Here is a 24,456-nt window from a genome sequence, read left to right as displayed (position 1 = left end):
CCCATTCAGCGCTTCCAGCCCGCGACGGAACGCTCAAGGGACGAGGTCGCTGGGATCGGTATTGGCTCCACACAGTACGACACCGATTCGTTCACTGTCGCGTGGCTGGTATGCCCGGGTAGCCAGCGCCGCCAGGCCGGTCGCCGAGCCGTGTTCGACGACGAGTCGATGCCGCTCCCACAGCTGCCGCCGCGCCCGTACGATCGCTTCGTCGTCGACGACGACCGAGCGCACGTCTGTGGCCTTGGCCCAGGCCAGCGCGGCAGCGGAAACCCTTGGTGCGCCGAGAGAATCGGCCGCGATGGAATCCACATCCACGTCGAGCACCGTGCCGGCAGCCAATGCCGCATTGAGTGCCCGGCTGCCATCGGGTTCGGTGCCGACCACTCGAATGCCGAAATGGTCGGCGACCGCCGCGATTCCGGAGAACATACCCCCCGCACCGACCGCGAGGACGATTGTGTCCAAGCCGGCTACCGCGTCGACGAATTCGAGCAGGATGGTGCCCGCACCGGCCGAGGTCAGGTTGTCGTCGTGGGTGTAGGCGTCGATCGCACCGGTGCTCGCCATGAACTCGTGGGCGGATTCCCTTGCGTGGTCCTGCGTTTCGCCTGACAACCGAATCTCAGCGCCCAACGCTCGCAGCCGCGCCACCTTCGCCCGCGGCGTCGAACCGGCCAGGAATACCGTCGCCCGCACGTCGAACACTCTTGCCGCCCAGGCGAATCCGATATCGGCGTTGGCACCGGTAGCGGATACGATGCCGGCATCCGGCATGGCCCCGGTTTCGATCAGCCCCGCCATCAGGTTGGCCGCGCCGCGGGCCTTGAAAGATCCTGTGTGCTGCAGGAATTCGAGTCCCAGGAAGATTTCGGCGCCGCCCGTACGGGTCGACGGCCGGAGGGAACCGGCCGCCTGCTCGTCATCGAATTGCCTGCCCATCGGCGCAATAGTCAAGGGGCGGACCACACCGGCGATACGTTCGGCGGCCGCCTCGACCTCGCCATAGGTAGGAGTGCACATCCGACGGTTCTCCTCATCGATCACAGGTTTCCGTCGACGCCGCCCAGTCCGGCAAGACCCGGCGTATCGCACATGCCCTCATCTCAATACCGTCCGGTACTTTAATCGCAGCTTGGCGAGTCGGCACTGTGAGTCCCGGACCGCCGACGCACAGCCGCCCTCGGACCGAATACCCGGGTTCGAGGGCGGCTTGCGGCCTTCATGAAGTCGCCGTGCCCGCACTCCACCGATCGAGCGCGGCATACGCGGGCTGCCACTGATCGCGGTACGCGGCACGCACCGGCTCCGGCATCGGTGCGAGCAGCACCTGGACCGTCTGCTCGTCGGCACCGTCGAGCAGCCACGGAATCAGTTGCGGAGCAGCGGGACCGATGCGACTGGCGTGCAACTGACCGAACGCCTGCCACTGCTCCGGTGTCACGACCGCCTGAATCAGCGGCAATGCCTCGCCCTCCTCATGCTTCAGGTGCCGCGTCAACCCGGTCGCCAAGGCATCGAGCAGACCGCCGATGCGTTCCGGGCCACTGTCGGGAGCGGCAAAGGTAGCGTCGATCTGCTCGAGCAGCGGATCGATGACGGCGTGCTCGGCCTCCATCGCGTCCAGTAGTGCCAACTCGTCGGGTCGCTCGGCGAGCGTCTGCCGCATCACCGGCCACAGCGCGTCATCCTCGGCGGTGTGGTGCACCAGCAGGGATTTGGTGAACATTCGCCAACCGGCAGCGGTGGCGAGAATCTTGCGCGGATCGTCGTCGATCCGATCGGCGATTTTGGCGATGTCTTCGAGTTCGCGCCGCAGCGCGTGATGCATGGCGTACATCGTCGTCATGTCGAGGGTCACGGGTTTCTCCTGATGGAACGGTATGGAACGGTTGCGCCGACGAGGTCGGCGCTCACGGACGCGCCGCTTCCGGCGGCGGTGCGGAGAGCAGGGCGTGCACGATGCCCCGCCCGATTCGCAGGGTCGCCGTGATCGGGTCGGGACTCGGATCGCGGCGCGCCGTTGGCCGCAGCGCCCACGAAGCAGCCGCGAACCCGGCGAGAACCGTTGCGGGCATGGCGAATTTGCGTGGATTGCCGTTCGCCAGGTGCGAGGCCGCGCCGCCGAGATAGACGGCGAGGGATCCGGCGTAGGCCCACTCCTTGAGCCGGGGCATTCCCGGCGCCAGCAGCACTGCGGCCATGGGCAGTTTGCAGATGCCTTGAATCGTCAAGAAATACCTGGGGTAGCCCAACTGATCAAAAGTTTCGACCGCGAACGGCTCCCGGGTCAGATCCCACATGCCGCCTTTGACCATCTCGGCGGCAACCGGCAGCGTCGTCACCCAGTACGCGGCGGTCTGGATCCGGGAAAGTGCAGCTGATCTCGAGTTCTGTGCAGTCATCGCAATATTCCGCTCAGGCCCAGCTGGCGCCCGCGGGCTCCTTGATGCTGGTGTTGAGTCGGTTGAAGAAGTTGGTCAGCGCAATCATGAGAATGACTGCGGAGAGCTGGTTTTCGTCGTAGTGATCGGCGATCTCGTCCCACACCGCGTCCGGCACGGCATCCTCGGACTTGTCGGCGATCCGGGTGGCGACCTCTGCCAGCAGCAGCGCCGCGCGCTCGGCCGCACTGAACTCGGCGGATTCGCGCCACGCGGCGACGGCGAACAGCTTCTCGTCACCGACCCCCGCCTTACGACCACCCGCCAGGTGTGAGTGCACACAGGCGCTGCACCCGTTGATCTGGCTGACCCGCAGTGCGACCAATTCCAGTAGTTCGGCGGAAACTCCGCCCTGATAAGTGGCCTTGTAGAGGGTGTTGATTCCCTTCATCGCGTCCGGCAGGACCATGGCGGGGTTCTTCATGCGAGCGTTCATGTCAGGTGTTCCTCTCGGGGAGTCGATAATTCGAAATCAGTGGTGGATGTGGGCCCGCTGGTCGAGCCAGTCGGCGAAGCTCGGACCGGACAGGACGGCATCCGGCCCGGGGAGCAGAGCGCCGCTCTCGTACAGGTCGCGGTCGGGGTTGGCCGGATCGCTGACCTCCTCGATCGACCTGTCGTCCCCGCGTCGCGCGTTCACCAGCCGGGCCATCTCGGCCAGGTATTCGGCGCGCGGTCCGGCAATCTCCGGGAAGGGGCCTACTTGGTGCGCCGACCACGCACCGGTCGCGAATTCGGCCAGCTGTTCGGCGACCGCGCGTGCGGAGACCAGTTGGGTACGCATCTTCGGGATGTAGATCACCGAACCTTGTGCGCCCCACTGCATCATCTGTTCGACGAGCTCGTGGAACTGCGCGGCCCGCAGAATTCGCGTCGGCACCGGGCCCGCCAGCAGTGCCTGCTCGTGCACCAGCTTCGCGGCGTTGTATCCAGCGGTGGAGCCGTCGATGCCGATGATGGACACGGCCACGATCCGCCGCACTCCGGCCGACTGCGCGGCCGCGTGCAGGTTGCGGGCCGAGGCGGTGAAGAAGTCGGTGGCTGCCTGCTGTTCGAAGGACGGCGTGCTCGACGCGTCGATCACCGCGGTTACGCCGTGCAACGCTTCGGCGAGTCCGGCACCGGTGACCACATCCACTCCGGTCGACCGCGACATCGCCACGACCTTGTGCCCGGCTTCGGTGAGCACATCGACGATGTGGCGGCCGAGCCGTCCGGTGGCGCCCGCCACCGCGATCGTGCTGTCTTGCATAGTCATTCCGCATCCTTCGTGTCGTGGGCGTGGTCCGTGTGCCGGACCAGCGGCCAATCGATATCCACTCGTCCGGCCAGGACGAGGTAGTTGTCGAAGATCGCCAGCGCCACGTGAGCGATGACGTCGACGAGTTCGGTAGACGTCAGTTCCGCCTGGGCTGTGGAGAGTTCGTCGTCGGTGATGGCGCCGCGGCGCCGGATCAGTGCCGCCGCGAAGGCCAGGATCGCCGCGTACTTCGGATCGTCGGCCGCGCCGAATCGGGCGTCGCTGAGCTCGTCCTCGGTCATCCCCGCGAGGCGGCTGCCGAGGAAGCTGTGCGCCGAAAGGCAGTAGTCACACCCGTGCTCCTGGGCGACCAGCAGCCCGACAGCGAAACGTGCGAACGCCGGCATCTCGCTGCCTCCCAGCGCTTCGATCAGGGCCACATACCCCCGCAGGACGGCAGGGCTTTGCGCCATCACCTTGACGTTATTCGGTGTGACGCCGAACAGCCGCTGGCTGACAGTGAACAGGTGTCCGGCAGCGTCACCCGCGTTCTCCGGGTCTATCGGGGGCATTTGCGGCATGGGAACAGCGTGTTACGGCCCGTTGATACTTTTGCGATGCCTGCACGATGGGTGTTGTATGGAGCCGAGATGGGTGTGCGTTTTACGGTCCTCGGACCAATGAAAATCGTGGTCGACGGTCGCGAGTCGGCCGCAGCGCCGAGACATCGGGCAGTGTTCGCCTATCTCCTGGTCAATGTCGGAAGAGTGTGCAGCGCAGACCGAATCATCGAGGCCATGTGGGGCACGGATCCCCCGGACACCGCGCGCTCACAGATCCACGCCGCGGTGACGGCGATCCGCAAGGTATTGCGCGAAGCGGACGCGGCGCAGGTCCTGCAGACCAGATCCGCCGGATACGTTGCGCTACCGGAGCCGGGGCAATTCGATCTCGAGGAATTCACCAGCCGGGTGGGTGCCGGCCGATCGCTGACCGCCGCCGACCCCGAGGCCGCAGTGGCGGAACTGCGTGCGGCGCTGGCGCTGTGGCACGGCGAGGCGCTCGCCGATCTGAACGCCGACTACGTCGAGCCCGCGCGGCGCCGCCTGCAGGACAAGCAGTTGGCGGCATTCGAGCAATTGACCGAGGTGGAACTCGGGCTGGGCAGGCACGAGGCGGTGCTCGACGAGTTGGCAGCGATGGTGACCGCAAACCCCCTGCGGGAGAAGCTGGCCGGTCAACTGATACTCGCACTGCATCGAGCGGGACGACAGGTCGATGCGCTCGCCGCCGCACGATCGTTCCGGACAGCACTCGCGCAGGCGCAGGGTCTGGATCCGGGACGCGCGTTTGTCGCGCTGGAGCAGGCAGTATTGCGTGACGACGGCGAACCGGTCACACGCGTTACGGCACTGGCCGCACGCACCGAACCAGCGCCACGTTGTGCGAACTTCTTGCCATACGACATACCGGATTTCGCGGGCCGAGGCGCCGAACTCGAACATCTCCTCGCACCGTGCACCGGCACCGCGGCGACCATTTCAACGATCGACGGCATGGCGGGCATCGGGAAGACCGCGCTTGCCGTACACACCGCGCACCGCGTAGCCGACCGATTCCCCGACGGTCAGCTGTTCATCGACTTGCAAGCGCACACGATCGACCGGCAACCGGTCGCGACGGACGCGGCGCTGGAAATCCTGTTGCGCCAGATCGGAATTCCCGCCGAACGCATTCCGCAGACGACCGCCGATCGCGGCGCGCTGTGGCGGTCGGAACTGGCCGGGCGGCGAGTGGTCGCGGTGCTGGACAACGCCGTGGATGCCGATCAAGTCCGGCCGCTGCTGCCCGGCGGAACAGACAGTCTCATCCTGATAACCAGCAGGCGTCGGCTGGTCGACCTGGATGGGGCTCGGGCATTGTCGGTCGATCCACTGCCCGCACGCGATGCTGTCGACCTCTTCGACCGGATCGTCGGCGAACGCGCCACCGCCGAACCGCTCGCGGTGTTGGACGTGCTGCACCTGTGCGGGTTCCTGCCATTGGCGGTGCGGATCGCCGCCGCTCGACTACTGCATCGCCCGCAGTGGACCGTCGGCTATCTGGCGGGGCGGTTGCGTGGGGAGCGGCGCAGGCTGGCCGAATTGTCCACGGCAGAACGGGGTGTCGTTGCCGCGTTCAACCTCTCCTATCGGCAGCTTCGCGCGGACGGGCAACGGATGTTCCGGCTGCTCGGCCTGCACCCCGGGCGGGACATCGATCCCGGTGCCGCGGCGGCGCTGGCCGATATCCCGGTGGACGACGCCGAAATGCTGTTGGAAGACCTCCTCGACGTTCACGTGATAGCTCAATACGAGCCCGGCCGCTACACCTTTCACGACCTGCTGCGCCAGCACGCCCGCGCCATGGTGTCGATGGACGAATCCGACGATGCCCGAACCACCGCGCTGTCACGACTTTTCGACCACTACCTGCACACCGCGCGGTCAGCGGTGGATCTGCTGTTCCCCTACAGCGCCGATCACCGCCAACCACTGCCGCCCTCCGCGGCCCGGGTGACGCCACTGGATAACGCCGAGGACGCGGCCGAGTGGCTCGATGCCGAACGCGAAAACCTCGTCACCACTGCGGCTTACGCGTCCAGCCACGGTACGCCCGCGCACGCCAGAGACACGGCCGAAACCCTGCGTCCCTATCTCGACGGCAACTCCCGCCACTCCGACGCCGCACGCTTGCACCAGGTGGCACTGCTGGCGAGCAGACAGCTGGCCGACTCGATCGGCGAGGCCAGAGCGCTGACCGACCTGGGCTGGGCCTGCTGGCGCCAAGGCGATTACGAGGCGGCGACCACGCATTCGCAAGCGGCACTGCGGATTGCCCGCACGTCCGGGGATCGCTATCAAGAGGCCAGAGCGCTGAACACGCTCGGCAATGTGGCGTGGCGTAAACGGGACTACGACGAGGCCAGGCGATACCTGCGCGACGCGCTCGAGCTCGCCAACCGACTGGGCAACCGGGTCGGCGAGGCGCACGTGCTCGGCAACCTCGGCATGCTGCTCGGCGCCGACAACAACCAGTACCGCGACGCCCGCGAACATCTCGACCGCGCGCTGGCACTGCACTGCGAGATGGGCAATCAGCGCGGCGAAGCGTTGGTGCTGAACTATCTGGGATCGCTGTGCCGCCGCAACGACCTGCTGGACGAGGCCAGAGCCAACCACTCCCGGGCCCGTGACCTGTATCGGATGCTGGGCAGTCGTGGCGACGAGGCGTCCGCACTCAACGGCCTCGGCGAGACCGCCTGCACCGCAGGCGATCCTGGCTCAGCCGCCGAAAAGCACAGCACCGCACTGGCGTTGGCCGACGAGGCATTGAACCTACCCGAGCGAGCGCGCGCCAACGACGGGCTGGCGCGCGCGTACCGAGATCTCGGCGACGTCGGTCGAGCGCGCGAATACGCCGCTGTCGCGATGAGCCTGTATGCGGATCTCGACGTCCCGGAGGCCGACGAGATGCGCACCTTCCTGGATTTACTCGCAGACTCCGATTAGCCCCGATCGCCACGACGGCCGGCGTCGGCCGGGTGTCATTGCCGCGCCCCGCCCCGACGCTATGGCGACCACGAGTCACAATCCCAACCACATGAGAACGACCGCACACGATCGAGTGCGGCGCACCGGGCTCGATCGTCCGCGTTGACGGGTCGGCCGCGACGCGCACGCTGCGCTCCGGCTTGATGTCGTACTTTCGAGGGGTCAGGGGATGAGAACGAGGCGACCGCGGAGCCCGCCTGCCGCGAGGCGCTGGTGGGCGGCGGCTACCGCGTCCAAGGGATAGGTTTCGGCTACCCGGAGGGTGAGGTGGCCGTGGTCGACCAATGCGAGGTGCCGGTCCGCGTCGACTACGAACTCACCGCGCTCGGCCACAGCCTGCGGCCTGTGATGCGCGCCATAAAAACGTGGGCCGAGCAGCGCATGGACGAAGTGCTCGCGGCCCGCGCACGTTACGACGGTGAACCAGCGTGACCATGTCGTAAATGTTGGCCGCGAAAGCCTTCCCACACGTGAAGCTGGCCTTAACCTTTTATTCATGACCGCGGCCTTCGATGATATGGATCTGCGCGACCTCGTCGGACTGCTCACCGAAGATGAACTACGGGAGCTTCGACCGGCGGTGCTGCGCGTGTTATCCCGCCAAACCCCGCAAGAACTACTCCGTCGCGAACTCGGCCTGCGTATGGCAAAAGTCTGAGCCCGCCGTTCAGCTACCAACCGACCACCCGGCCGTCGCAATGGCGCGAATCGCCAGTGCGGCGGCCTTTCGCTGTCGATAACACGTAAGTGCAGGCCACACGCGGGTTCGGAACCACATCGCGCTTTCGCATATGGGCTCGCGAATAGACAGTTGAGTTCCGCGCCGCGCTATTAAACATTCCGCGCGGTCGCATTTAGATATAGAACAGGCCCGACGAATCGGTGGAGTTCCGATTCGACGGGCCTGCCCTCATTCACGACCTAGAACACGCGCAGTTGTCCGGGCGACCAAAGCCCCGAACGGCTGGCCGTACCCGTATCCAACTTGGCCGGAACCGCATTCGGGTAGTACTGGTCGTACCGCTCCAGCGAACCCCAGTCCCGCGCCCAGTCGTTCTTCAGATACGTCGGAACGGTGCTCGACTTCGCCAGCATCTGGCTGAAGCCGAGGAGCCCGCCGAATTCCTCGGCCTGCCAGGTATTCGTCGAGCTGATGGCCAGCGGCCGGTCCGGCAGGATCCGGTACCCGGGCACCTCGGCCACGCCGTTCTTGTGGTCCAGCGGCCGCTGGCACGGGAACTGCAGCCCGACCGCCCAGTCCAGCAGCACCGGCTGCTCGGAGCCGATGAAGCTGTTGAGCGTGGCCAACTTCGGCATCCGCGGCGGGGTGAACGCCAGCCACTGGTCGCCGATCAGGATCGGGTCGTTGGCGACAATGCGCACCGCATCGGCATCGGGTGCGATCTCGTCGAGCGGGATGCGCAGGTTGCGCCACGACGGGAACGGACCGATATCGCGCGGCAGGTAGGTGCCGAGCAGCTGCACACTGCCGTCGGGCAGGTGCTTGCCGTAGTCGACGGTCAGCGACTGGCCGTACCTGGTGTCGCCGGTGTCATCGACGGACAGGATCCGGCCCGCGGCCGAAATGACCACCAGCGGACGATCACCCGAGCGCGGCGCCAGCTGATACCAGCTGGAGACCAGATGCGCGGGCTGCTGCACGCCCTGCTGGTAGCTGCCCATTACCGGCGTGGTGGCCGGATCGAGGCCGAAGGGCAGGGTGGCCCGGCTGCCGTTGACACCGGTCGCGCCGAAACCGCCGTCGGTGCCCGCGTTCTGACCGTCCGCGCCGACCGGACCGACCGACTGGGTGGAGGTATTGCCGGTGCCCGGTTTCACCTCGATGGTGTCGGCGCTGAGCTTCTCGGGCACACCGTTCGGATCGAAGCCGACCGGATCGGCGCCGGCCAGCGGATCACCGTTCTTCGGCGGATTCGCCGGATCGGCGATCGGCGTGAGCATGCCGTTGCCCTTGTTCACATCCGGTTCCACCAGCACGTCATTCGCGAGACCGCACGAGTTGCCCTGCACCGCATCGAAATTCGAGCGCGCGAGCGAATATGCGGGGTACTGCGACACCGCGCCCTTGACCAGCGAGCACACCTCGAGCAGCACCATCAGCGCGGCGACGACGGTCAGCGGGATGGCGGCGAACTTACGAATCCGCTTGCCGCGCACCGACTTCGCCGACGGCTGCGGCTTGGTGTAGTCCTCACGCAGCGCCGACCAGCCGACCAGTGCCAATGCCAGCGCGAACAGCACCAGCATCAGCGTGTTCGACTGGTGGCCGTGCAGCGAGATCCGCTTGTCGAACCACGGCACACCGAAGCTGGACACGTACCAGTAACCGTTGATACCCGAGAAGGCGACCGCAAGCACGAACAGCAATCCGGCGAGGAAGATCGCCCGATTCTTCCTGGCCCGCAACGCACTTGCCGAAACCGCCACCGCGGTGACCGCGGCCAGTGATCCGGCGATGCCCGCGTACGCGCCGAAGTGGTGCGTCCACTTCGTCGGGTTGAACATCATGAAGAAGATGGTTCCGAAGACCACGCCCATCAGCCGCCAGGTCGGACCGCTGGCGATGCCGGGAACCTGCCTGCGCCGCAACAGCACCAGCATGGTGGTGAACAGGCACAGCAGCATGATCAGGAAGGCGAAGCGGCGCGACAGCGATCCGTCGACGGTCTCCACGAACAGGTAGTAGTAGCGCAGGTAGTCCTCGTACCAGGCCAGGTTCGGGCCGGTCACCTGCCGCACCCGGTTGGCCTCCTGGATACCGGCGAAGGTCTGGTCGGTGTAGACCACGATCAGCACCAGCAGACCCGCCGCCGCGATCGGCGCGAGCAGCGGCAGCGTCGAACCCCACTTGCCGACACCCTGCGCCGCGAACTGCCGATGCCGCCGCACCACGATCCGCACCAGCGGCCGGATACCGGCGAGCAGAGCCGCCACACACATCAGACCGGTCGGCGCCGCCGCCAGGGTGAACGCGGCCACCAGAATCGCCACCGCGGCCGGGAGCAACCGCCCCGTCGCAATGGCCCGCTCGATCGAAACCCAGGTCAGCAGCGCGCCGAGCGCGACGATCGGCTCAGAGCGCAGACCGTTGTCGAACGGCAGCCAGAACGCCAGGAAGACCAGCCCACCGGTCCACAGCGCCACCTTGCTGTTACGCACCCCGCGCCCGAGCCGGGGCACCACCTCGCGGCTGATCACCATCCAACAGAGAATCGCGCAGAACAGCGCGGGCAACCGGACCCACGGGCTCGCGGTGGAGATCTCCGAGAAGGCCTGGATGACGTAGTAGTACCAGCCGAACGGCGCCTCCGGCACGCCGTACCAGCGGAAGTAGTTGGCCATATAGCCCGCGTGCGGCGCCACCCGCACCATGCTCAGGATGTAGCCGTCGTCAGAGGTGTTGGCGCCGACGAAATGCCACAGCAGCAGCGTGCCGACGACCGCACCGTCCGCCCAGTTCGGCTTCAGCCAGTTGGCGGGCAGGATCCGGCGGTGCCCGCGCCCGTCACTGCCGTCGAGCCGAGCCAGTGCGCCGAGCGCGATCAGCGTGCACAGCACCGCCGCGATCATCGCGATCAACTTGACCGGGGTCGGGCTGGAGGAGAACCGGGTGTCGACCGTCATATGGAACGAAAGGCCGGTGGGCACCGCGCCCTTCAGATCGGTGAACACGCCGACCACCTGCGGCCGCAGATCACCGTTCAACTGCCCCTCGACCGGCACCTCGACCTTCTGCGTCGTCCCGGGCGCCGCGCCCTCGACCGGCCGCTCGATCGTCGTGGTCACACCGTCGAACGACGCCCTGGTCCGATTGATGTCGGAGCTGATGGTGATCGACGTGCACGCGCCCAACTGCGCACGCTCGGCCGAGGCGACCACGGCATTGCGGTCGACCACATCCACCGTGGTGTCCGAGACCCGCACGAACATCGCCTCGAGCGAGGCCCGGTCGCCCTGTGGCGGCGCGGTAGCCAGCAGCATCCCGCCATAACTCGGCAGCTGATCGATTGCCGAACACGGAATGCGCGCGTCGAGATCGATCGGCACCTGCGACATGAGCGGCGCCTGCACGCTGTTGAGGGCGCCGTCCTGCGGCCAGTTCAGCGTCGCGGTGGTCTGGCTGACCGGTAAGAACGGAGCTGCCAGCGCGAACAGCGCGCCGAGCACGCCGGCGACCAGCGCGACGAGACGCGCGGTTCGGAAATCGCTCGGTGCGACTTCGGGCGCGGCGGGCGGTTTTGTCAAGACAGCGGTAGCGGCGTCGGGCACGGTTGGCAATGGTAGCTGTGTTTATTTGTCGCGGCTGCGCCGCGACGTGTTCGCGGCCCCTGGATGGCTTGCGTCCGAGCGGCCGAGACTCGCGACTGCGTCGCATGCGCTTCGGCCACTCGGACGCAAGCCGGGCCGCGAACGGCGCATGCTCGATGTCGCTTCGCTCGAAACCTGGTGTCCGATTCCTTGGTCACCATTCATCGGAGGGTGACGAACTCGCCGAACGCAGAGACGTAGTTGCGGACCCGAACTGCTGACCAGTTGCCGGAGGGATGGAAAGGTGTTGGGTATGACAAAGGTGAATCTCGAAACCAACTACGGACCGATCGTGCTGGAGCTCGACGACGCGAAGGCTCCGAACAGCGTCGCGAACTTCGTGAATTACGTGAACGCCGGCCATTACAACGGCACCATCTTCCACCGCGTCATTCCCGGTTTCATGATCCAGGGCGGTGGCTTCACCCCCGAGATGCAGCAGAAGGGCACGCAGGCCCCGATTCAGAACGAAGCGAACAACGGCCTGAAGAACGACAAGTACACCGTTGCGATGGCCCGCACCAACGACCCGCATTCGGCCACCGCGCAGTTCTTCATCAACATCTCCGACAACGGCTTCCTGAACCACACCGCGCCGAACCCGCAGGGCTGGGGCTACGCGGTCTTCGGCAAGGTCGCCGAGGGCTCCGAGGTGGTCGACAAGATCGCCGCGGTATCCACCGGTTCGGCGGGCATGCACCAGGACGTGCCGCAGGACGCCGTCATCATCGAGTCCGCGACCATCGCCTGACTTCCGCCGCCACGAAGAGCATCGGGCCGCATCCTGCCGGGGATGCGGCCCGATGCCGTCAGAGCGGCAGCAGGTGGTGTTTGCGGGGGTTGCGGACGAGGGCCTTGTCACGCAGGAGGTGCAGGGCGCGACGCAGTTCCAGGCGGGTGGTCGACGGTTCGATGACGGCGTCGATATAGCCACGCTCGGCGGCGACCCACGGGGTCGCCACGGTTGCGTTGTAGAAGTCGATCATCTGCTGGCGCACCGCGGCGCGCTGATCCTCCGGCGCCGCATCGATCTGTCTGCGGCCGATCAGGCTGACCGCGCTCTCCGCGCCCATGACCGCGATCCGGGCGGTCGGCCAGGCCAGATTCACATCCGCGCCGAGCTGTTTCGAACCCATCACCGCATATCCGCCGCCATAGGACTTGCGGATAACCACGGTCACCTTCGGCACGGTGGCCTCGACGTAGGAGAACAGGAAGCGGCCGCCGCGCTTGATGACGCCGATCTTCTCCTGTTCCACACCGGGTAGGAATCCCGGTGTGTCGACAACGAATACGAGCGGAATATCGAACGCGTCGCACATCCGCACGAAGTGCGCGGCCTTATCCGAGGCCCTGGCATCGAGCGCACCGGCGGACACCATCGGCTGATTCGCGACCACACCGACGCTGCGACCGTCCACCCGCGCGAATCCGGTGATGACATTGCGCCCGGCCGTTGCGCCGATCTCGTGGAAATCACCGTCGTCGAATATGCGCAACAGGATGTCGTGCATGTCGTACCCGGCGTTATCCGAGTCCGGGACAATCGAATTCAGTTCCAGATCCGATTCGGTGATCTCCGGCTCCAGACCCGGATTAACGATCGGCGGCCGCTCGTGGCAGCTCGTCGGCAGGAAGCCGAGATACGCGCGCACCCATTCGAACGCGGACTGCTCATCATCGGCGACGTGATGGATATTGCCGTACTGCGCTTGGCTATTGGCGCCGCCGAGTTCCTCGAGACTGACGTCTTCGCCGGTGACCTCCCGGATCACACCGGGCCCGGTAACGAACATATAGGCCTCGTGGGTGGCCACCACCACGTCGGTATTGATCGGGGCGTACACCGCCCCACCCGCACATTTGCCGAGGATCATCGAAACCTGCGGCACCATCCCGGAAAGCGGCTCCACACGCAACCCCAGTTCGGCGTACCAGGCCAGTGAGGTCACGGCTTCCTGTACCCGGGCGCCGCCGGAGTCGTTGATACCGACCACCGGGCAACCGACCTTGGCCGCGAACTCCAGAACGGCGGCGACCTTGCGGCCGAACATCTCCCCGACCGAACCGCCGTAGACGGTCTGGTCGTGTGAGAACACCGCCACCGGCCTGCCCTCGACCAGGCCGTGTCCGGTGACCACACCGTCGCCGTACAGTGCCGATGGATCACCCGGCTTGCGCACCAGCGCACCGATTTCCACGAAGGTACCCGGATCGAGCAACATATTGATCCGGTCGCGAGCGCTCGGAATTCCCTTTGCAGCCCGCTTCGCCACCCCCGCTTCGCCCGCCGGTTCCTGCGCTAATTCCAGTCTCTTTCGCAGGTCGGCAAGTTTCTCGGCAGTAGTGCTCACTTGGCCCCTCTCATCAGGTGCACCCCTACGGGGCAAAAACGGCAAGCTTCGCGGTGAGGTCGGCTCCGATCTTTCCGATCCGCGGCTCGTCAACGATCTGGAGGTGGTCACCCGGGATATGTATAACCTCGAGGTTCGGAATGTATTCATCCCAACCGCCATTGGGTCGCCGATCCGCGAAACGCGGCTCCAGCTCGATCGCGCCGTCGTGGTAGCGATCGGCGAGATAGAGCACGACCTCGCCCTCGTAGCGGGTGGGGCGCAGCTTCTGCAATGCGCGATTCTCGATCCACGAGGTGCGCTGATGTTCGAGCACACCGCCCGGAATCTTGGTTCCGCTGATCTTGACGAGATCGCTGATCATCTTGAACTGATCTTCGTCATCGGCCAGCGCCAGTTCTTCCAACTGCTCCTGCGGCAGTTCACCCTCGACCCCATAGGTCTTCTTGGCGAATGCCTGGTAGCGCTGGATACGGCGAATCCGTTCCGCCGGGCTGTTGTCCTCCGGCTCGGTCGGAATGGCCAGGTCGATCAGGCCGACCATGCGAACGTCCGCGCCCTCGGCACGAAGGAGATGCGCGACCGCCAAGGCGAGCACCGCGCCGAGCGACCAGCCGTACAGCACGTACGGGCCGTCACCCTGGATGCGGCGCAGCTGCGGCACGTACTGCTTGGCACGGTCCTCGATATCGCCGTCGGCACGTTCGATGCCGTACATCGGGGTGTCGGCGGGCAGGCGCTTCAGCAGCGGTTCGTACACCAGAGTGTTGCCACCGGCAGGGTGGAAGACGAAGACCGGCACCGCATCCGAGCCCTCGGCGCGCGGGCGCAGCGTACGGACGAACCCGTCCACATCCGCACCGCTGTCCTGCAGATTGCGCACGATATCGGAGAGTTGCTCGATGGTCTCGCAGTCGAGCACATCATCGACGGTGACCTCGGCCTTGACCCGCTCGGTCAGTCGGGCCGCCAACTTCTCGGCGACCTCCTCCTCCAGGATCGGCAGGGTATTGAAAATGCCACCCGCCGACTTACCGGTGACGATCGCCCAGGTGGCGAAGGTCAACCGCTCGGCGGCATCACGCGGGGGCACATCGTCCTCATCGGCACCGGCGGGCTGACCACCGAAGATCGCAGCGGCGGCTACGGCCTCGGCCCCACCCACCGCGGTGGTGTCCTCAGTATCCAGAGCGCGTTCGATCGCGGCTTCGTCGGCCTCGGCCGCGACGGCCTGCGCGGGAGTGGCCGGGGCAGGCGCGGCGGTACCAGCCACAGCACCGGTGATACCGGCGGCCGTCTCCGCCTCGACGACGATCTTCTCGGCCTCCGCCTCCACCGAGGTGTTCTCGGTGTCGAGCGAAACCCCTTCAGCGGCAGCGGCATTCGCCACCACGGCCGCCGGATCCGCACCCGCCGCGACCGCGGCGCGCGCCGCGGCGATGAATCCGCCGTCGACCGCGATCTCCTCACCGGCCGCCTGCTTATCGGCGATCGCCTGCACCTCGTCGCGGTGCTCGATGGCGTAGTGCAGCACCTTGCCGACCTCGTTCAGGTTGGCATCGCGCACGGCCTGGATCTGCAGCTGTGGAATATCGAATTCGTATTCCACCCGGTTCTTGATCCGCATGGCCATGAGCGAGTCGAGGCCGAGTTCCATCAGCGGGATCTCCATCGGCAGATCCTCGACCGCGTAACCCATGGACTCGGCGACGATCAGCGCCAGCCGCTCCTCCAGTGTCTGGGTGCCCGCCGGATCCCAACGCTCACCGAAGGTTTCGACGACCTCCAGATCGGCCTCGCCGGTGGTCGCGACCTCGGTTCCCGGAACCGCGACGGCGACAACGGGTTCGGGCAGCGGCGCCCCCGAGGCGACGACCGCCTCGAACAGCAGCTGGAAGCTCGCACCCGCACGCGCATGCACCTGTACCGACGCACCACCGAGGTGCGGGATCAACGTGGTGGTCAGCGTTCCGGTGGTCGGCAGCACCGCGTGCGGGACCGACGCGCCCAACGACACCTCGCCGAATACCTGTGCCGCAGCGGCTTTCACCAGCAAGGCGAGATCGGTGACGGCCGAGGCCTGCACCTCCCACACGTGCCTGCCGTCCGGCAGCGCGACATGCGCACCGGGCACGCGGGCATTGCCGCTGCCACCGGCCATCTTCGCCTTCGGCCAGTACTGCTTGCGCAGGAATGCGGTGCGCGGAATATCGGCGTAACCGCCCGCAGGCAGCAGCGACGGCAGATCGACGCGATGCCCGTGCACGTAAAGCTGTGCCAGCGCGGAGATTACGCCCGCCGACTCGTCTTCCTTGCGCTTGACCGTCGGGATGAGCTGCGCATCGTGCACACCGGCCGCGAATGTCGTGCCCAGAACCTGCATCAGCGCAACGGAATTCGGCGCCAATTCCAGGAAGGTGGTGTGGCCGGTGTCCACCGCGAGCTTCACCGCATTGGTGAAGTACACCGAGTGGCGCATGTTCTTGACCCAGTAGGCCTCGTCGTGCACCGGATCGCTGCCGGGGCGGTAGAACTCTTCCTTGTTGACGGTCGAGTACAGGCCAGCCGTCAACTTGGTCGGCTCGATACCGGCCAGCTCCGCCGCCAGTTCGCCGAGCAGCGGATCCATCTGCGAGGTGTGCCCGGCGCCGCGGGTCGCCAGCACGCGGGCGAATTTGCCCGCCTCCTCGACCTTGGCCACGATCGCCGCGACCTGATCCTGCGGACCACCGATCACGGTATTCGTCGGTGCCGCGTACACCGCGCACTCGACATCCGGATAGTCGACCAGCATCGCCTCGACATCGGCGGCACTCAGCTCGACCAGCGCCATATTGCGCACGTCGTCATCGCTGATCATCGCCTCGCCCTCGCCCATCAGGCGCGAACGGGCGCAGATCACGCGCACCGCGTCCTCGAGCACGAGACCACCGGAGATATAGGCCCCGGCCACCTCACCCATCGAATGACCGACCACCGCATCGGGTTGCGCGCCGTGCGCGCGCAGCAGTGCGGCCAGACCGATCTGAATGGTGAAGATGCCGACCTGTGAGGTGCCGACGTTGTAATCCTGAGCGTCGTCCAGGATCATCTCGCGCACCGAATACCCGGCCTCGTCCTGCACCAGCTCGTCGACCTCGTCGACGGTCTTGCGGAAGATCGAATTCTCCAGGTAGAGCTGCTTGCCCATCTTGCGGTGCTGCGCGCCGAATCCGGACAGCACCCAGATGGGGCCCTGTGCGGCGGGCGCGTCCGCGGTGAACACACCGGGGCCTGGTTTGCCCGCGGCGATGGCGCGCAGACCAGCGACGGCCTCTTCATGGGTCTTGGCGATGACCACGCCACGCGAACGCCAGTGGCTGCGCTTGGCCAGCGAACGCGCCACATCCTCGAGCGGGGTGTTACGGCCTTGTTCGGTCTCCAGCCAGTCGGCCAGCTCCGTGGCGGCGCGGCGGCGGCGCGAAGGCAGGTAGGCCGATACCGCAAGGATCACCGGCAGCGGTTCGGCCCGCTCGGTCGACCATTCCGCAACGGCCGCTACGTCTCCCGCAACCTGCTCGGCGCTCTCCGCGACTATCTGATCGACCTCCGCGACCACACCTGTGGTCTCGATATCCGCGTCTATCGTTTCGCTCTGGTCTGCCGCCTCGGCGACAAGTTCCGCGGTCTCGTCTTCTGAGCCCGCGACCTGGCTCCGCTCGACCGCAGTCGGAGTCGGCTTGTATTCCTGGATGACCACGTGGGCGTTGGTGCCACCGAAACCGAAGCCGGAAACACCTATGGTCGCGGTGCCGCTGTAGCGCGGGAATTCCGTCGGCTCGTCGACAACCTTCAGGTGGGCCTGCTCGAACGGGATGTACGGGTTCGGCCCGGCATAGTTGACGTTCGGCGGCAGTATGTTGTTCTGCAGCGCCATGACCACCTTGGCCAGGCTGGCAGCGCCCGCACCGGACTCCAGGTGCCCGAAGTTCGTCTTCGCCGAGCCGAGCAGCGCTGGCTTGTCGTCGTCGCGGCCACGGCCGACCACCCGACCGAGCGCGTCGGCCTCGATCGGGTCACCGAGCAGCGTGCCGGTGCCGTGCGCCTCGATGTAGTCCACCGTGGACGGCGCAATGCCTGCGTCGCGGTAGGCACGGCGCAGCACATCGGCCTGGGCGTCTGGGTTCGGTGCCACGATGCCGTTGGACCGGCCATCCGAATTGACCGCCGAGCCCTTGATCACCGCCAGAATCTGATCGCCATCACGTTCGGCGTCGGCGAAGCGCTTGAGCACAACGAGACCGGCGCCCTCGGAACGGACCATGCCGTCGGCATCGGAGGAAAACGCCTTGATACGACCGTTCTTCGCGACCGCGCCGATCGAATCGAATCCAAGCGTGATCGCGGGTGCGAGCAACATGTTCACGCCGCCGGCCAGGGCCAGGTCGGCATCACCATCGCGCAGTGCGCGCACCGCTTGGTGCACCGCGACCAGCGTGGACGAGCAGGCTGTGTCGACAGCGACCGACGGCCCACGGAAGTCGTAGAAGTAGGAGATCCGGTTGGCGACGATGGCGGAGGATCCACCGGTCAGCGCATATGCATCGGCCGAGGCAGGCGCAGTCGGATCGGACTGGCCCAATCCGAGTGCAGACACCAGCTGGAAGTCGTTGGTAGAAGTGCCGACGAAAACTCCGACCGGCTCGCCCTTGAGCTCGCTCGCGGGAATCCTGGCGTGCTCCAACGCTTCCCAGACCAGCTCCATCATCAAGCGCTGCTGCGGATCGACCCGCTCGACCTCGATCGGGGACATAGCGAAGAACTCCGCATCGAAGCCCTTGACTACGTCTTGGTCGAGGTAACCGCCCAGGGTGTTGCCCTCGGCGACCTTCGCAGCCACCGCCGGGTCGTCGGTGAACTCATCCCACCGGCCCTCGGGAAGCTCCCGGATCGCGTCACCGCGGTTGATCAGGAATTCCCAGGTCGACTCGGGGGTATCGCCCGCGCCCGGCAGCCGGGTGGACAGGCCGACGATCGCGATATCGTGCGCCTCGCCCGGCTGATAACCCGCGGTGTAGAACGAATCGTCAGCGGATTCCTGCGGCAACTCCGGCTCACCGTTGACGACGACCTCGGCCAGCGACGCGATGGTCGGATGCTGATAGACGATCGTCGCCGTCAGCACCACACCCGTCAGCTCTTCGATATCACCGCCGAGCGCGATGGCATCGCGTGAGGCCAGCCCGAACTCCTCCATCGGCCGGTCCACCGTGATCTGCTCGATCGATTGACCGGTCGCGTCGGCGACCCAGCGGCGCAGCCACTCCCGCAGCTCCGCGACGGATATGTCGGTCCGCGGGGCGGATTGCGAAACGTCCCCGGCGCCAGTGGGCTCGATCGCGTCCGCATCGGCGAGCACGATCTCGGTCGTCTGGTCGGGCGTGCCCTCGTTGTCAGCCATCAGTTCCTCAAGCTACCTGTCTGCGTACCGGGCGCGCCGCGAATCGACGCCTGACGTGGGAAGCCACGCCTAGCGTCGATATTCGGATCGAGCCACCCTCGGGCAATTACTCTTCCGGTGCATCGGGGAAGGCCTGCTGGGTGTAACCACCCCGCAGCGTTCCCTCCAGATAAGCAGTCTTGCAGGCGCGTCGAGCGATCTTGCCGCTGGAGGTCCGTGGAATCGAACCCGCGGGAACCAAGAGCACGTCGCGCACGGTCACACCGTGACGCTGGGATACCGCCGCGCGGACCGCGTCGGCAATGGGCAGCGGATCGGCCTTGCCTGCGCCGGGTCCGCGCTCGCCCACGATGACGAGCTGCTCGGAGGCATCGTCGGCATCGAAACTCAGGCCGGAATGGCTGCCCTGTTCGAACACCTCGGCCGGCAGCTGGTTCGCGGGTACCGAGAACGCGGCCACGAAACCGGGCCGCAGTGCCTTCGAGGCCTCCTGCGCGGAGAACTCGAGGTCCTGCGGGTAGTGGTTGCGGCCGTCGACGATCACGAGGTCCTTCACCCGCCCCGTGATGTACAGCTCGCCCTCGAAGTACACGCCGTAGTCGCCGGTGCGCATCCAGTTGGCATCGGCCGCGGTGCCCTCGGTGTGGCTGCCCTCGGTGAGACGATGCGCGACCTTGTTGTGGAAGGTCGCCGCGGTCTCGTCCGGACGACCCCAGTAGCCGATGCCCATATTGTTGCCGTGCAGCCAGATCTCACCGACCTGGCCGTCGGCCAGTTCGTGCCCGCCGCCGTCGGAATCGACGGTCTCCGGATCGACGATGGCGGCCCACTGCGACAGCGCCACATAACCGCAGGAGACCTGCGCGATGGCGTTCTCGGCGCCCTGCTCGACCCTGACCATGCGACCGGCGTTGAGCTCGTTGCGGTCGACGTAGACGACCTTGGCCTCGTCCTCGGCCTTGGTCGCGGAGACGAACAGCGTCGCCTCCGCCATGCCGTAGCAGGGCTTGATCGCGGTCTTGGGCAGGCCGTACGGGGCGAACGCGTCGTTGAACTTCTTCATCGACGAGGTGGTCACCGGCTCACTGCCGTTGATCAGACCGATGACATTCGACAGATCCAGGGACTCGCCGTTCTTCGGCAGACCACGCGCGGCGGCGTGCTCGAAGGCGAAGTTCGGTGCGGCGGCGAAGGTTCCGGCACCGTCGTTGTGTGCGGCCAGTTCCTTGATCCAGCGGTACGGGCGGCGCACGAACGCGCTCGGCGACATGATGGTGATGTACTTGCCGCCGACCGCGGGCAGGATCACCGTCAGCAGGCCCATGTCGTGGAACAGCGGCAGCCAAGTGACACCGCGCGAGTTCCAGTCCAGGTTGATCGCGTCGACCATCTGCAGCAGGTTGGTGCCGACCGCCCGATGGGTGATCTCGACACCGGCCGGGACGCGAGTGGAGCCCGAGGTGTACTGCAGGTAAGCGATGTCATCGACGGCGACATCGGGACGCACCCAGCTCTCGCCGACGGCGTCCGGAATCGCGTCGACCGCGATGATGCGCGGACGCTGAGCGGCGGGCAGCGAGCGGAAGAACTGGCGCACACCGGCCGCGGAGGAGCTCGCGGTCAGAATGGCCGAGGGTTCGCAGTCGCCGAGCACCGCGTGCAGGCGGTCGGTGTGGCCCGGCTCGTCCGGGTCGAACAGCGGCACCGAGATGGTGCCCGCGTAGATCGCGGCGAAGAAGGAGATCACGTAATCCAGGCCCTGCGGGGCCAGGATCGCGACCCGGTCACCCGGGTTGGTCACCTGCTGCAGTCGAGCGGCCACCGCGCGCAGCCGAATACCGAACTCACGCCACGTCAGCTCCTGCGCTTCACCGTCACGCTCGCGCGAATAATCGATGTAGCGGTACGCGAGGGTGTTCGCGTCGTTGCGGGTGTGCTTCTCGACGTGGTCTACCAGGGTGTGATCATCGGGAATACGGATGTTCCCGGTCTCATCCAGGTAATCGTCGAAAGTCTCTTCCATTCCTTCATCTCCTCCGAGGCACACGCAGCAAGACGGCGACAACGCCGCTGTTACCTGTGAGGCCCCGACTCGCTATCGCCCGCGGGTGCTCTACATGCGAGAGCCAGCCTGCAGATTTTATTGCGGTCTGCGCGGTAGACCGCTATCGGCTAGATGTTCTCAAACCAGAGTCATGTTACAGAGAAGACCGGGTCACTCCCCCCGCAGCAGCGGAATAATCGGCGCGAACGCGTCCATCTGGGTTGGGAACACACCGACATAGGACATCGATGTGAGTTGCCGCACCTGACGGATCTGCTCGGCGATCTCCTCGAATGTGCCGATCGCCACATAGGGCGAGGCGAGGATTTCCTCGACCGACAGTTTTACGTCGACCTCGAGGTCCGGGTGCAGTCCGCGCTCGATCGCGGACAGCGCCATCTCGGCGGTCTTCTCCCGGTCGTCGGTGATGACGATCGCGGTAATGGCCCAGTTCAGCTCGATATCGGCGAAACGCTCACCCGCGGCTTCCTTGATCAGGTTCACCTTCTCGATGGTCTTCTCCAAGGTGATGCCGGACAGCAGGCCCTTGCCGTTCTTGGTGGTGACCGGAACGACCGAAACGATGTCGGCGTGCTTGGCGGCCAGCCGCAGCATCTTCGGACCGCCGCCACCGGTACAGATCGGCGGGCGCGGACCCTGCCGCGGCCGAGGCGTGCCCTTGATGCCGTTCACCTGGTAGTACTTGCCCTCGAAGGTGCATTCCTGGCCACGCAGCAGCACATCGAGGATGGTCAGGGTCTCGTCCAGCTTCGCGAGGCGCACGCCCGGCGATTCGTACGGCAGACCCGCGGCGACGAATTCGTCCTGCTTCCAGCCCGCGCCGATGCCGACCTCGAGGCGGCCCTTGGACAGCACATCGATGGTGGCGAGGTCCTTGGCCAGCACCACCGGATGCCGGAAACCGTTGGCCAGCACCGAGGTTCCCAGCCGGATCCGCTCGGTGGCCTGGGTCAGCGCACCGAGTGCGGCGATCGGGCCGATCTGGTCACCCAGGTGGTCCGGCACGACGAAGGTGTCGAAGCCGTACTCCTCGGCCGTCTGCGCGGTCTGGACGAACTTCCTGGCCCCGCCCTCTTGCTTATTTCCCTCGCCCGCGGCCGCGAAGCGGAAGGGCCGCAGCGGAGTACCCAGCGCGGTCAACTCAGCATCCGCTTCACGGCTCGCCGTGGTGGCCGGTGCGGCTTCTGTCATGAACTCATGCTCCTGGCTGTAAGGAAATGTGGGCGCGAGGCCGGGCCGCATCGTGCCCACGCTTCTGGGGGCTCGAGGGCCGGCGTCGCGATCATCAGGCGCACTTTACAGCGTGCGACGCAACTCCAGTGCGGTTGTCGCGGTCCGCCCGCTCGAACACAGGTTGTGACCGCGTCCGCTGTGCGATCTCACGAATGCGCCGGGTGTGGTGCGCCTTCTATCAAACCGTTGGCCCAGCTCACCGTCCACTGTGTCGCGGTGGTGCCATCGCCGTCCACCACGTAGCCGTTGTAGAGGCTGTGCACCGGGTTGCCGACCGCGCGGACCAGGGTCAGCACACTGCCGACGATGTTCAGGGGACTCAACGCATCGCGCGGCGAATCGCAGATCATGTCGCCGGGCGCGCAGATGGTGTACGTGCGATCGGCTAGCGAGCCGAACCCACCCGAACGCGCACCGGTCATCGTGATCCCGGGCACCTTCAACCCGTTGAGCGAAACCTCGGCGCCGACTCCGGCGGGCGCGGTGCCGATCTGGATGGCCTGGCCCGGTCCGTTGTCACCGGTGCGGCGGCCGTCGGCGATCAGCATGACGCCGAGCACCTTCTCCGCGGGTACCGGTCCCTTGCCCGCGCCGATCTGGTTGGCGATATCGCCCGCGATCACCGCGCCCTGGGAGAACCCCGCGACCACATAGGTGGTCAGCGGACAGTCGCGATACCGATTCGCCATCGCGTCCTGCGTGCGCTGCCAGCCCTCGGAACGGCTGTTGTTGTACGACTGCTGGCCGTCCGGTGGAATCGCGATCGGATTGGAGAACTGCGCGACGTACGGAACGGTGTAGACATCGAGCCGCCCCTCCGGGAACTGCTGCGCTACCGGCCCGGAGACGTTGAGCATCAACGAGATCGGATTGGCCGTCGGATTGTGCGGATCGTCGTTGCTGTTCGATTCCCAGGTACCGGGTATCGAAATCATCTGCACGTCGGGACACCAGGCCGGCTGGGAGGCCGGCGGTGTCGGCGGCGGCTTCGGACCGGGCTTCGGCTTGCGCAGCGGTCCGGCGAGCACGAACCACAGCAGCAGCGCGATGACGACGACGAGCACTACCAGACCGATGAAGAGCAGGCACCCCGCCGGTTTTCGGGACCGGCGGGAGGCCGAACCGCGCGCACTCACTGGCAGTACGTCGACTTAGCCGTATCGATGTAGATCTTTCCGGCCTGTTCCACCGGCATCTTCGCCGGATCGAAGGACGGATCCGATCCGGCCATCGCGGTAGCGAAGGTCATCAGATCCTGATCGGAGGCATTCGCCGCGACGCCCTGGCAGACGTAGGTGCCGATGCTCAGCGCGATATCCGGGCTGGACGGAGTGATGCCCGCGGCCTTGAGCGCGTCGAGGAACTTCTTGTCCTTGTCGGTGAGCTTCGACGTGTCACCGGGGGCGGCATTGGTCGGGACGGGCTGCGGGCGCTCCGGCGTCGCCGTATCGGCGGGCGTCTCGGGGGCCTGCGACGGCTGACCGGTTGCGCCGGCGCTGGTCGAGGCAGGGCTCGAGGCGGAGGTCGTCGCCGCCGCCGTCGTGGTGTGGGACAGCGTCGGCGTGCTCGACACAGTCGAATCGTTATTGCCACAGGCGGCGAGCAAGCCGGTAGCGGCGATCCCCACGACTACGCCGATAACCTTTCCGCGGGTCCGATGCATGAATTCGTGTCCTCGATCTGTTCGCTAAGGGGACGGGTCGCCACCCAGGCTAGAGGAAAGCCGAGCATACGTGCAGGCGGTAGGCAAACAGACCG

At 66.3% G+C, this 24,456-nt stretch carries 18 protein-coding genes; 4 read left to right on the top strand and 14 right to left on the bottom strand.

Annotated features, from left to right (window positions below):
• Positions 1–33: 33 nt before the first annotated feature.
• The 6 genes from ACQPYR_RS01285 to ACQPYR_RS01260 all read right to left on the bottom strand — a co-directional run bounded on the left by ACQPYR_RS01285 (position 34) and on the right by ACQPYR_RS01260 (position 4,265).
• Complete coding sequence (locus ACQPYR_RS01285) at positions 34–1,023, bottom strand: pyridoxal-phosphate dependent enzyme (protein WP_433626612.1); 990 nt, start codon at positions 1,021–1,023, stop codon at positions 34–36.
• Positions 1,024–1,222: 199 nt separating this feature from the next.
• Complete coding sequence (locus ACQPYR_RS01280; RefSeq protein ID WP_433626609.1) at positions 1,223–1,861, bottom strand: hemerythrin domain-containing protein; 639 nt, start codon at positions 1,859–1,861, stop codon at positions 1,223–1,225.
• A gap of 52 nt (positions 1,862–1,913) precedes the next feature.
• Positions 1,914–2,405, bottom strand: a complete 492-nt coding sequence (locus ACQPYR_RS01275; RefSeq protein WP_433626606.1) for a DoxX family protein — start codon at positions 2,403–2,405, stop codon at positions 1,914–1,916.
• Between the two features lie 13 nt (positions 2,406–2,418).
• Positions 2,419–2,880, bottom strand: a complete 462-nt coding sequence (locus ACQPYR_RS01270) for a carboxymuconolactone decarboxylase family protein (protein ID WP_433626603.1) — start codon at positions 2,878–2,880, stop codon at positions 2,419–2,421.
• Positions 2,881–2,916: 36 nt separating this feature from the next.
• Positions 2,917–3,702, bottom strand: coding sequence for an SDR family oxidoreductase (locus ACQPYR_RS01265; protein WP_433626600.1), 786 nt, complete (start codon positions 3,700–3,702; stop codon positions 2,917–2,919).
• Positions 3,699–4,265 carry a carboxymuconolactone decarboxylase family protein gene (locus ACQPYR_RS01260; RefSeq protein ID WP_433626597.1) on the bottom strand — a complete coding sequence of 189 codons (567 nt, stop codon included), beginning with the start codon at positions 4,263–4,265 and terminating at the stop codon, positions 3,699–3,701. Before ACQPYR_RS01260 ends, ACQPYR_RS01265 begins: the two co-directional genes overlap by 4 nt.
• Positions 4,266–4,364: 99 nt before the next feature.
• Here ACQPYR_RS01260 and ACQPYR_RS01255 point away from each other — a divergent pair, with 99 nt between their 5' ends.
• Positions 4,365–7,235, top strand: a complete 2,871-nt coding sequence (locus tag ACQPYR_RS01255; protein ID WP_433626595.1) for a BTAD domain-containing putative transcriptional regulator — start codon at positions 4,365–4,367, stop codon at positions 7,233–7,235.
• A gap of 204 nt (positions 7,236–7,439) precedes the next feature.
• Here the strand turns inward: ACQPYR_RS01255 and ACQPYR_RS01250 are convergent, their stop codons facing one another.
• A complete protein-coding gene (locus ACQPYR_RS01250) occupies positions 7,440–7,610 on the bottom strand; it encodes a zinc-binding dehydrogenase (protein ID WP_433626592.1) in 171 nt (56 codons plus the stop codon).
• Here ACQPYR_RS01250 and ACQPYR_RS01245 point away from each other — a divergent pair.
• Both ACQPYR_RS01245 and ACQPYR_RS01240 read left to right on the top strand, forming a co-directional pair.
• On the top strand, positions 7,545–7,709 hold the full coding sequence (locus tag ACQPYR_RS01245) for a winged helix-turn-helix transcriptional regulator (RefSeq protein WP_433626589.1): 165 nt from the start codon (positions 7,545–7,547) through the stop codon (positions 7,707–7,709). The two genes, ACQPYR_RS01250 and ACQPYR_RS01245, sit on opposite strands and share 66 nt — an antisense overlap.
• A 64-nt stretch (positions 7,710–7,773) precedes the next feature.
• A complete protein-coding gene (locus ACQPYR_RS01240) occupies positions 7,774–7,935 on the top strand; it encodes a hypothetical protein (RefSeq protein WP_169811244.1) in 162 nt (53 codons plus the stop codon).
• Positions 7,936–8,198: 263 nt separating this feature from the next.
• On the opposite strand, the gene ACQPYR_RS01235 is transcribed toward ACQPYR_RS01240, so the two are convergent.
• The gene (locus ACQPYR_RS01235) at positions 8,199–11,567 is read right to left on the bottom strand and encodes an arabinosyltransferase domain-containing protein (protein WP_433626586.1); all 3,369 of its coding nucleotides are present in this window, start codon (positions 11,565–11,567) and stop codon (positions 8,199–8,201) included.
• Positions 11,568–11,859: 292 nt separating this feature from the next.
• On the opposite strand from ACQPYR_RS01235, the gene ACQPYR_RS01230 reads away from it, so the two are divergent.
• The gene (locus tag ACQPYR_RS01230; protein ID WP_433626583.1) at positions 11,860–12,357 is read left to right on the top strand and encodes a peptidylprolyl isomerase; all 498 of its coding nucleotides are present in this window, start codon (positions 11,860–11,862) and stop codon (positions 12,355–12,357) included.
• Between the two features lie 58 nt (positions 12,358–12,415).
• On the opposite strand, the gene ACQPYR_RS01225 is transcribed toward ACQPYR_RS01230, so the two are convergent.
• The 6 genes from ACQPYR_RS01225 to ACQPYR_RS01200 all read right to left on the bottom strand — a co-directional run bounded on the left by ACQPYR_RS01225 (position 12,416) and on the right by ACQPYR_RS01200 (position 24,361).
• Positions 12,416–13,960 carry an acyl-CoA carboxylase subunit beta gene (locus tag ACQPYR_RS01225; RefSeq protein ID WP_433626580.1) on the bottom strand — a complete coding sequence of 515 codons (1,545 nt, stop codon included), beginning with the start codon at positions 13,958–13,960 and terminating at the stop codon, positions 12,416–12,418.
• Positions 13,961–13,985: 25 nt separating this feature from the next.
• Positions 13,986–19,400, bottom strand: coding sequence for a polyketide synthase Pks13 (gene pks13 / locus ACQPYR_RS01220; protein ID WP_433626577.1), 5,415 nt, complete (start codon positions 19,398–19,400; stop codon positions 13,986–13,988).
• Positions 19,401–19,506: 106 nt separating this feature from the next.
• Positions 19,507–21,423 (bottom strand): long-chain-fatty-acid--AMP ligase FadD32, encoded by a 1,917-nt coding sequence (gene fadD32 / locus ACQPYR_RS01215; RefSeq protein ID WP_433626574.1) that lies wholly within the window; start codon positions 21,421–21,423, stop codon positions 19,507–19,509.
• A gap of 192 nt (positions 21,424–21,615) precedes the next feature.
• Positions 21,616–22,656 carry an LLM class F420-dependent oxidoreductase gene (locus ACQPYR_RS01210; protein ID WP_433626572.1) on the bottom strand — a complete coding sequence of 347 codons (1,041 nt, stop codon included), beginning with the start codon at positions 22,654–22,656 and terminating at the stop codon, positions 21,616–21,618.
• Between the two features lie 188 nt (positions 22,657–22,844).
• On the bottom strand, positions 22,845–23,840 hold the full coding sequence (locus ACQPYR_RS01205; RefSeq protein ID WP_433635431.1) for a cutinase family protein: 996 nt from the start codon (positions 23,838–23,840) through the stop codon (positions 22,845–22,847).
• The gene (locus tag ACQPYR_RS01200; protein ID WP_433626569.1) at positions 23,831–24,361 is read right to left on the bottom strand and encodes a DUF732 domain-containing protein; all 531 of its coding nucleotides are present in this window, start codon (positions 24,359–24,361) and stop codon (positions 23,831–23,833) included. Before ACQPYR_RS01200 ends, ACQPYR_RS01205 begins: the two co-directional genes overlap by 10 nt.
• Positions 24,362–24,456 lie beyond the last annotated feature (95 nt).

Source organism: Nocardia sp. CA-120079, assembly GCF_050955745.1.
Classification (GTDB): domain Bacteria; phylum Actinomycetota; class Actinomycetes; order Mycobacteriales; family Mycobacteriaceae; genus Nocardia.
The sequence above is the reverse complement of the archived record's forward strand: the minus strand, read 5'-3'. Positions and strand labels throughout refer to the sequence as shown.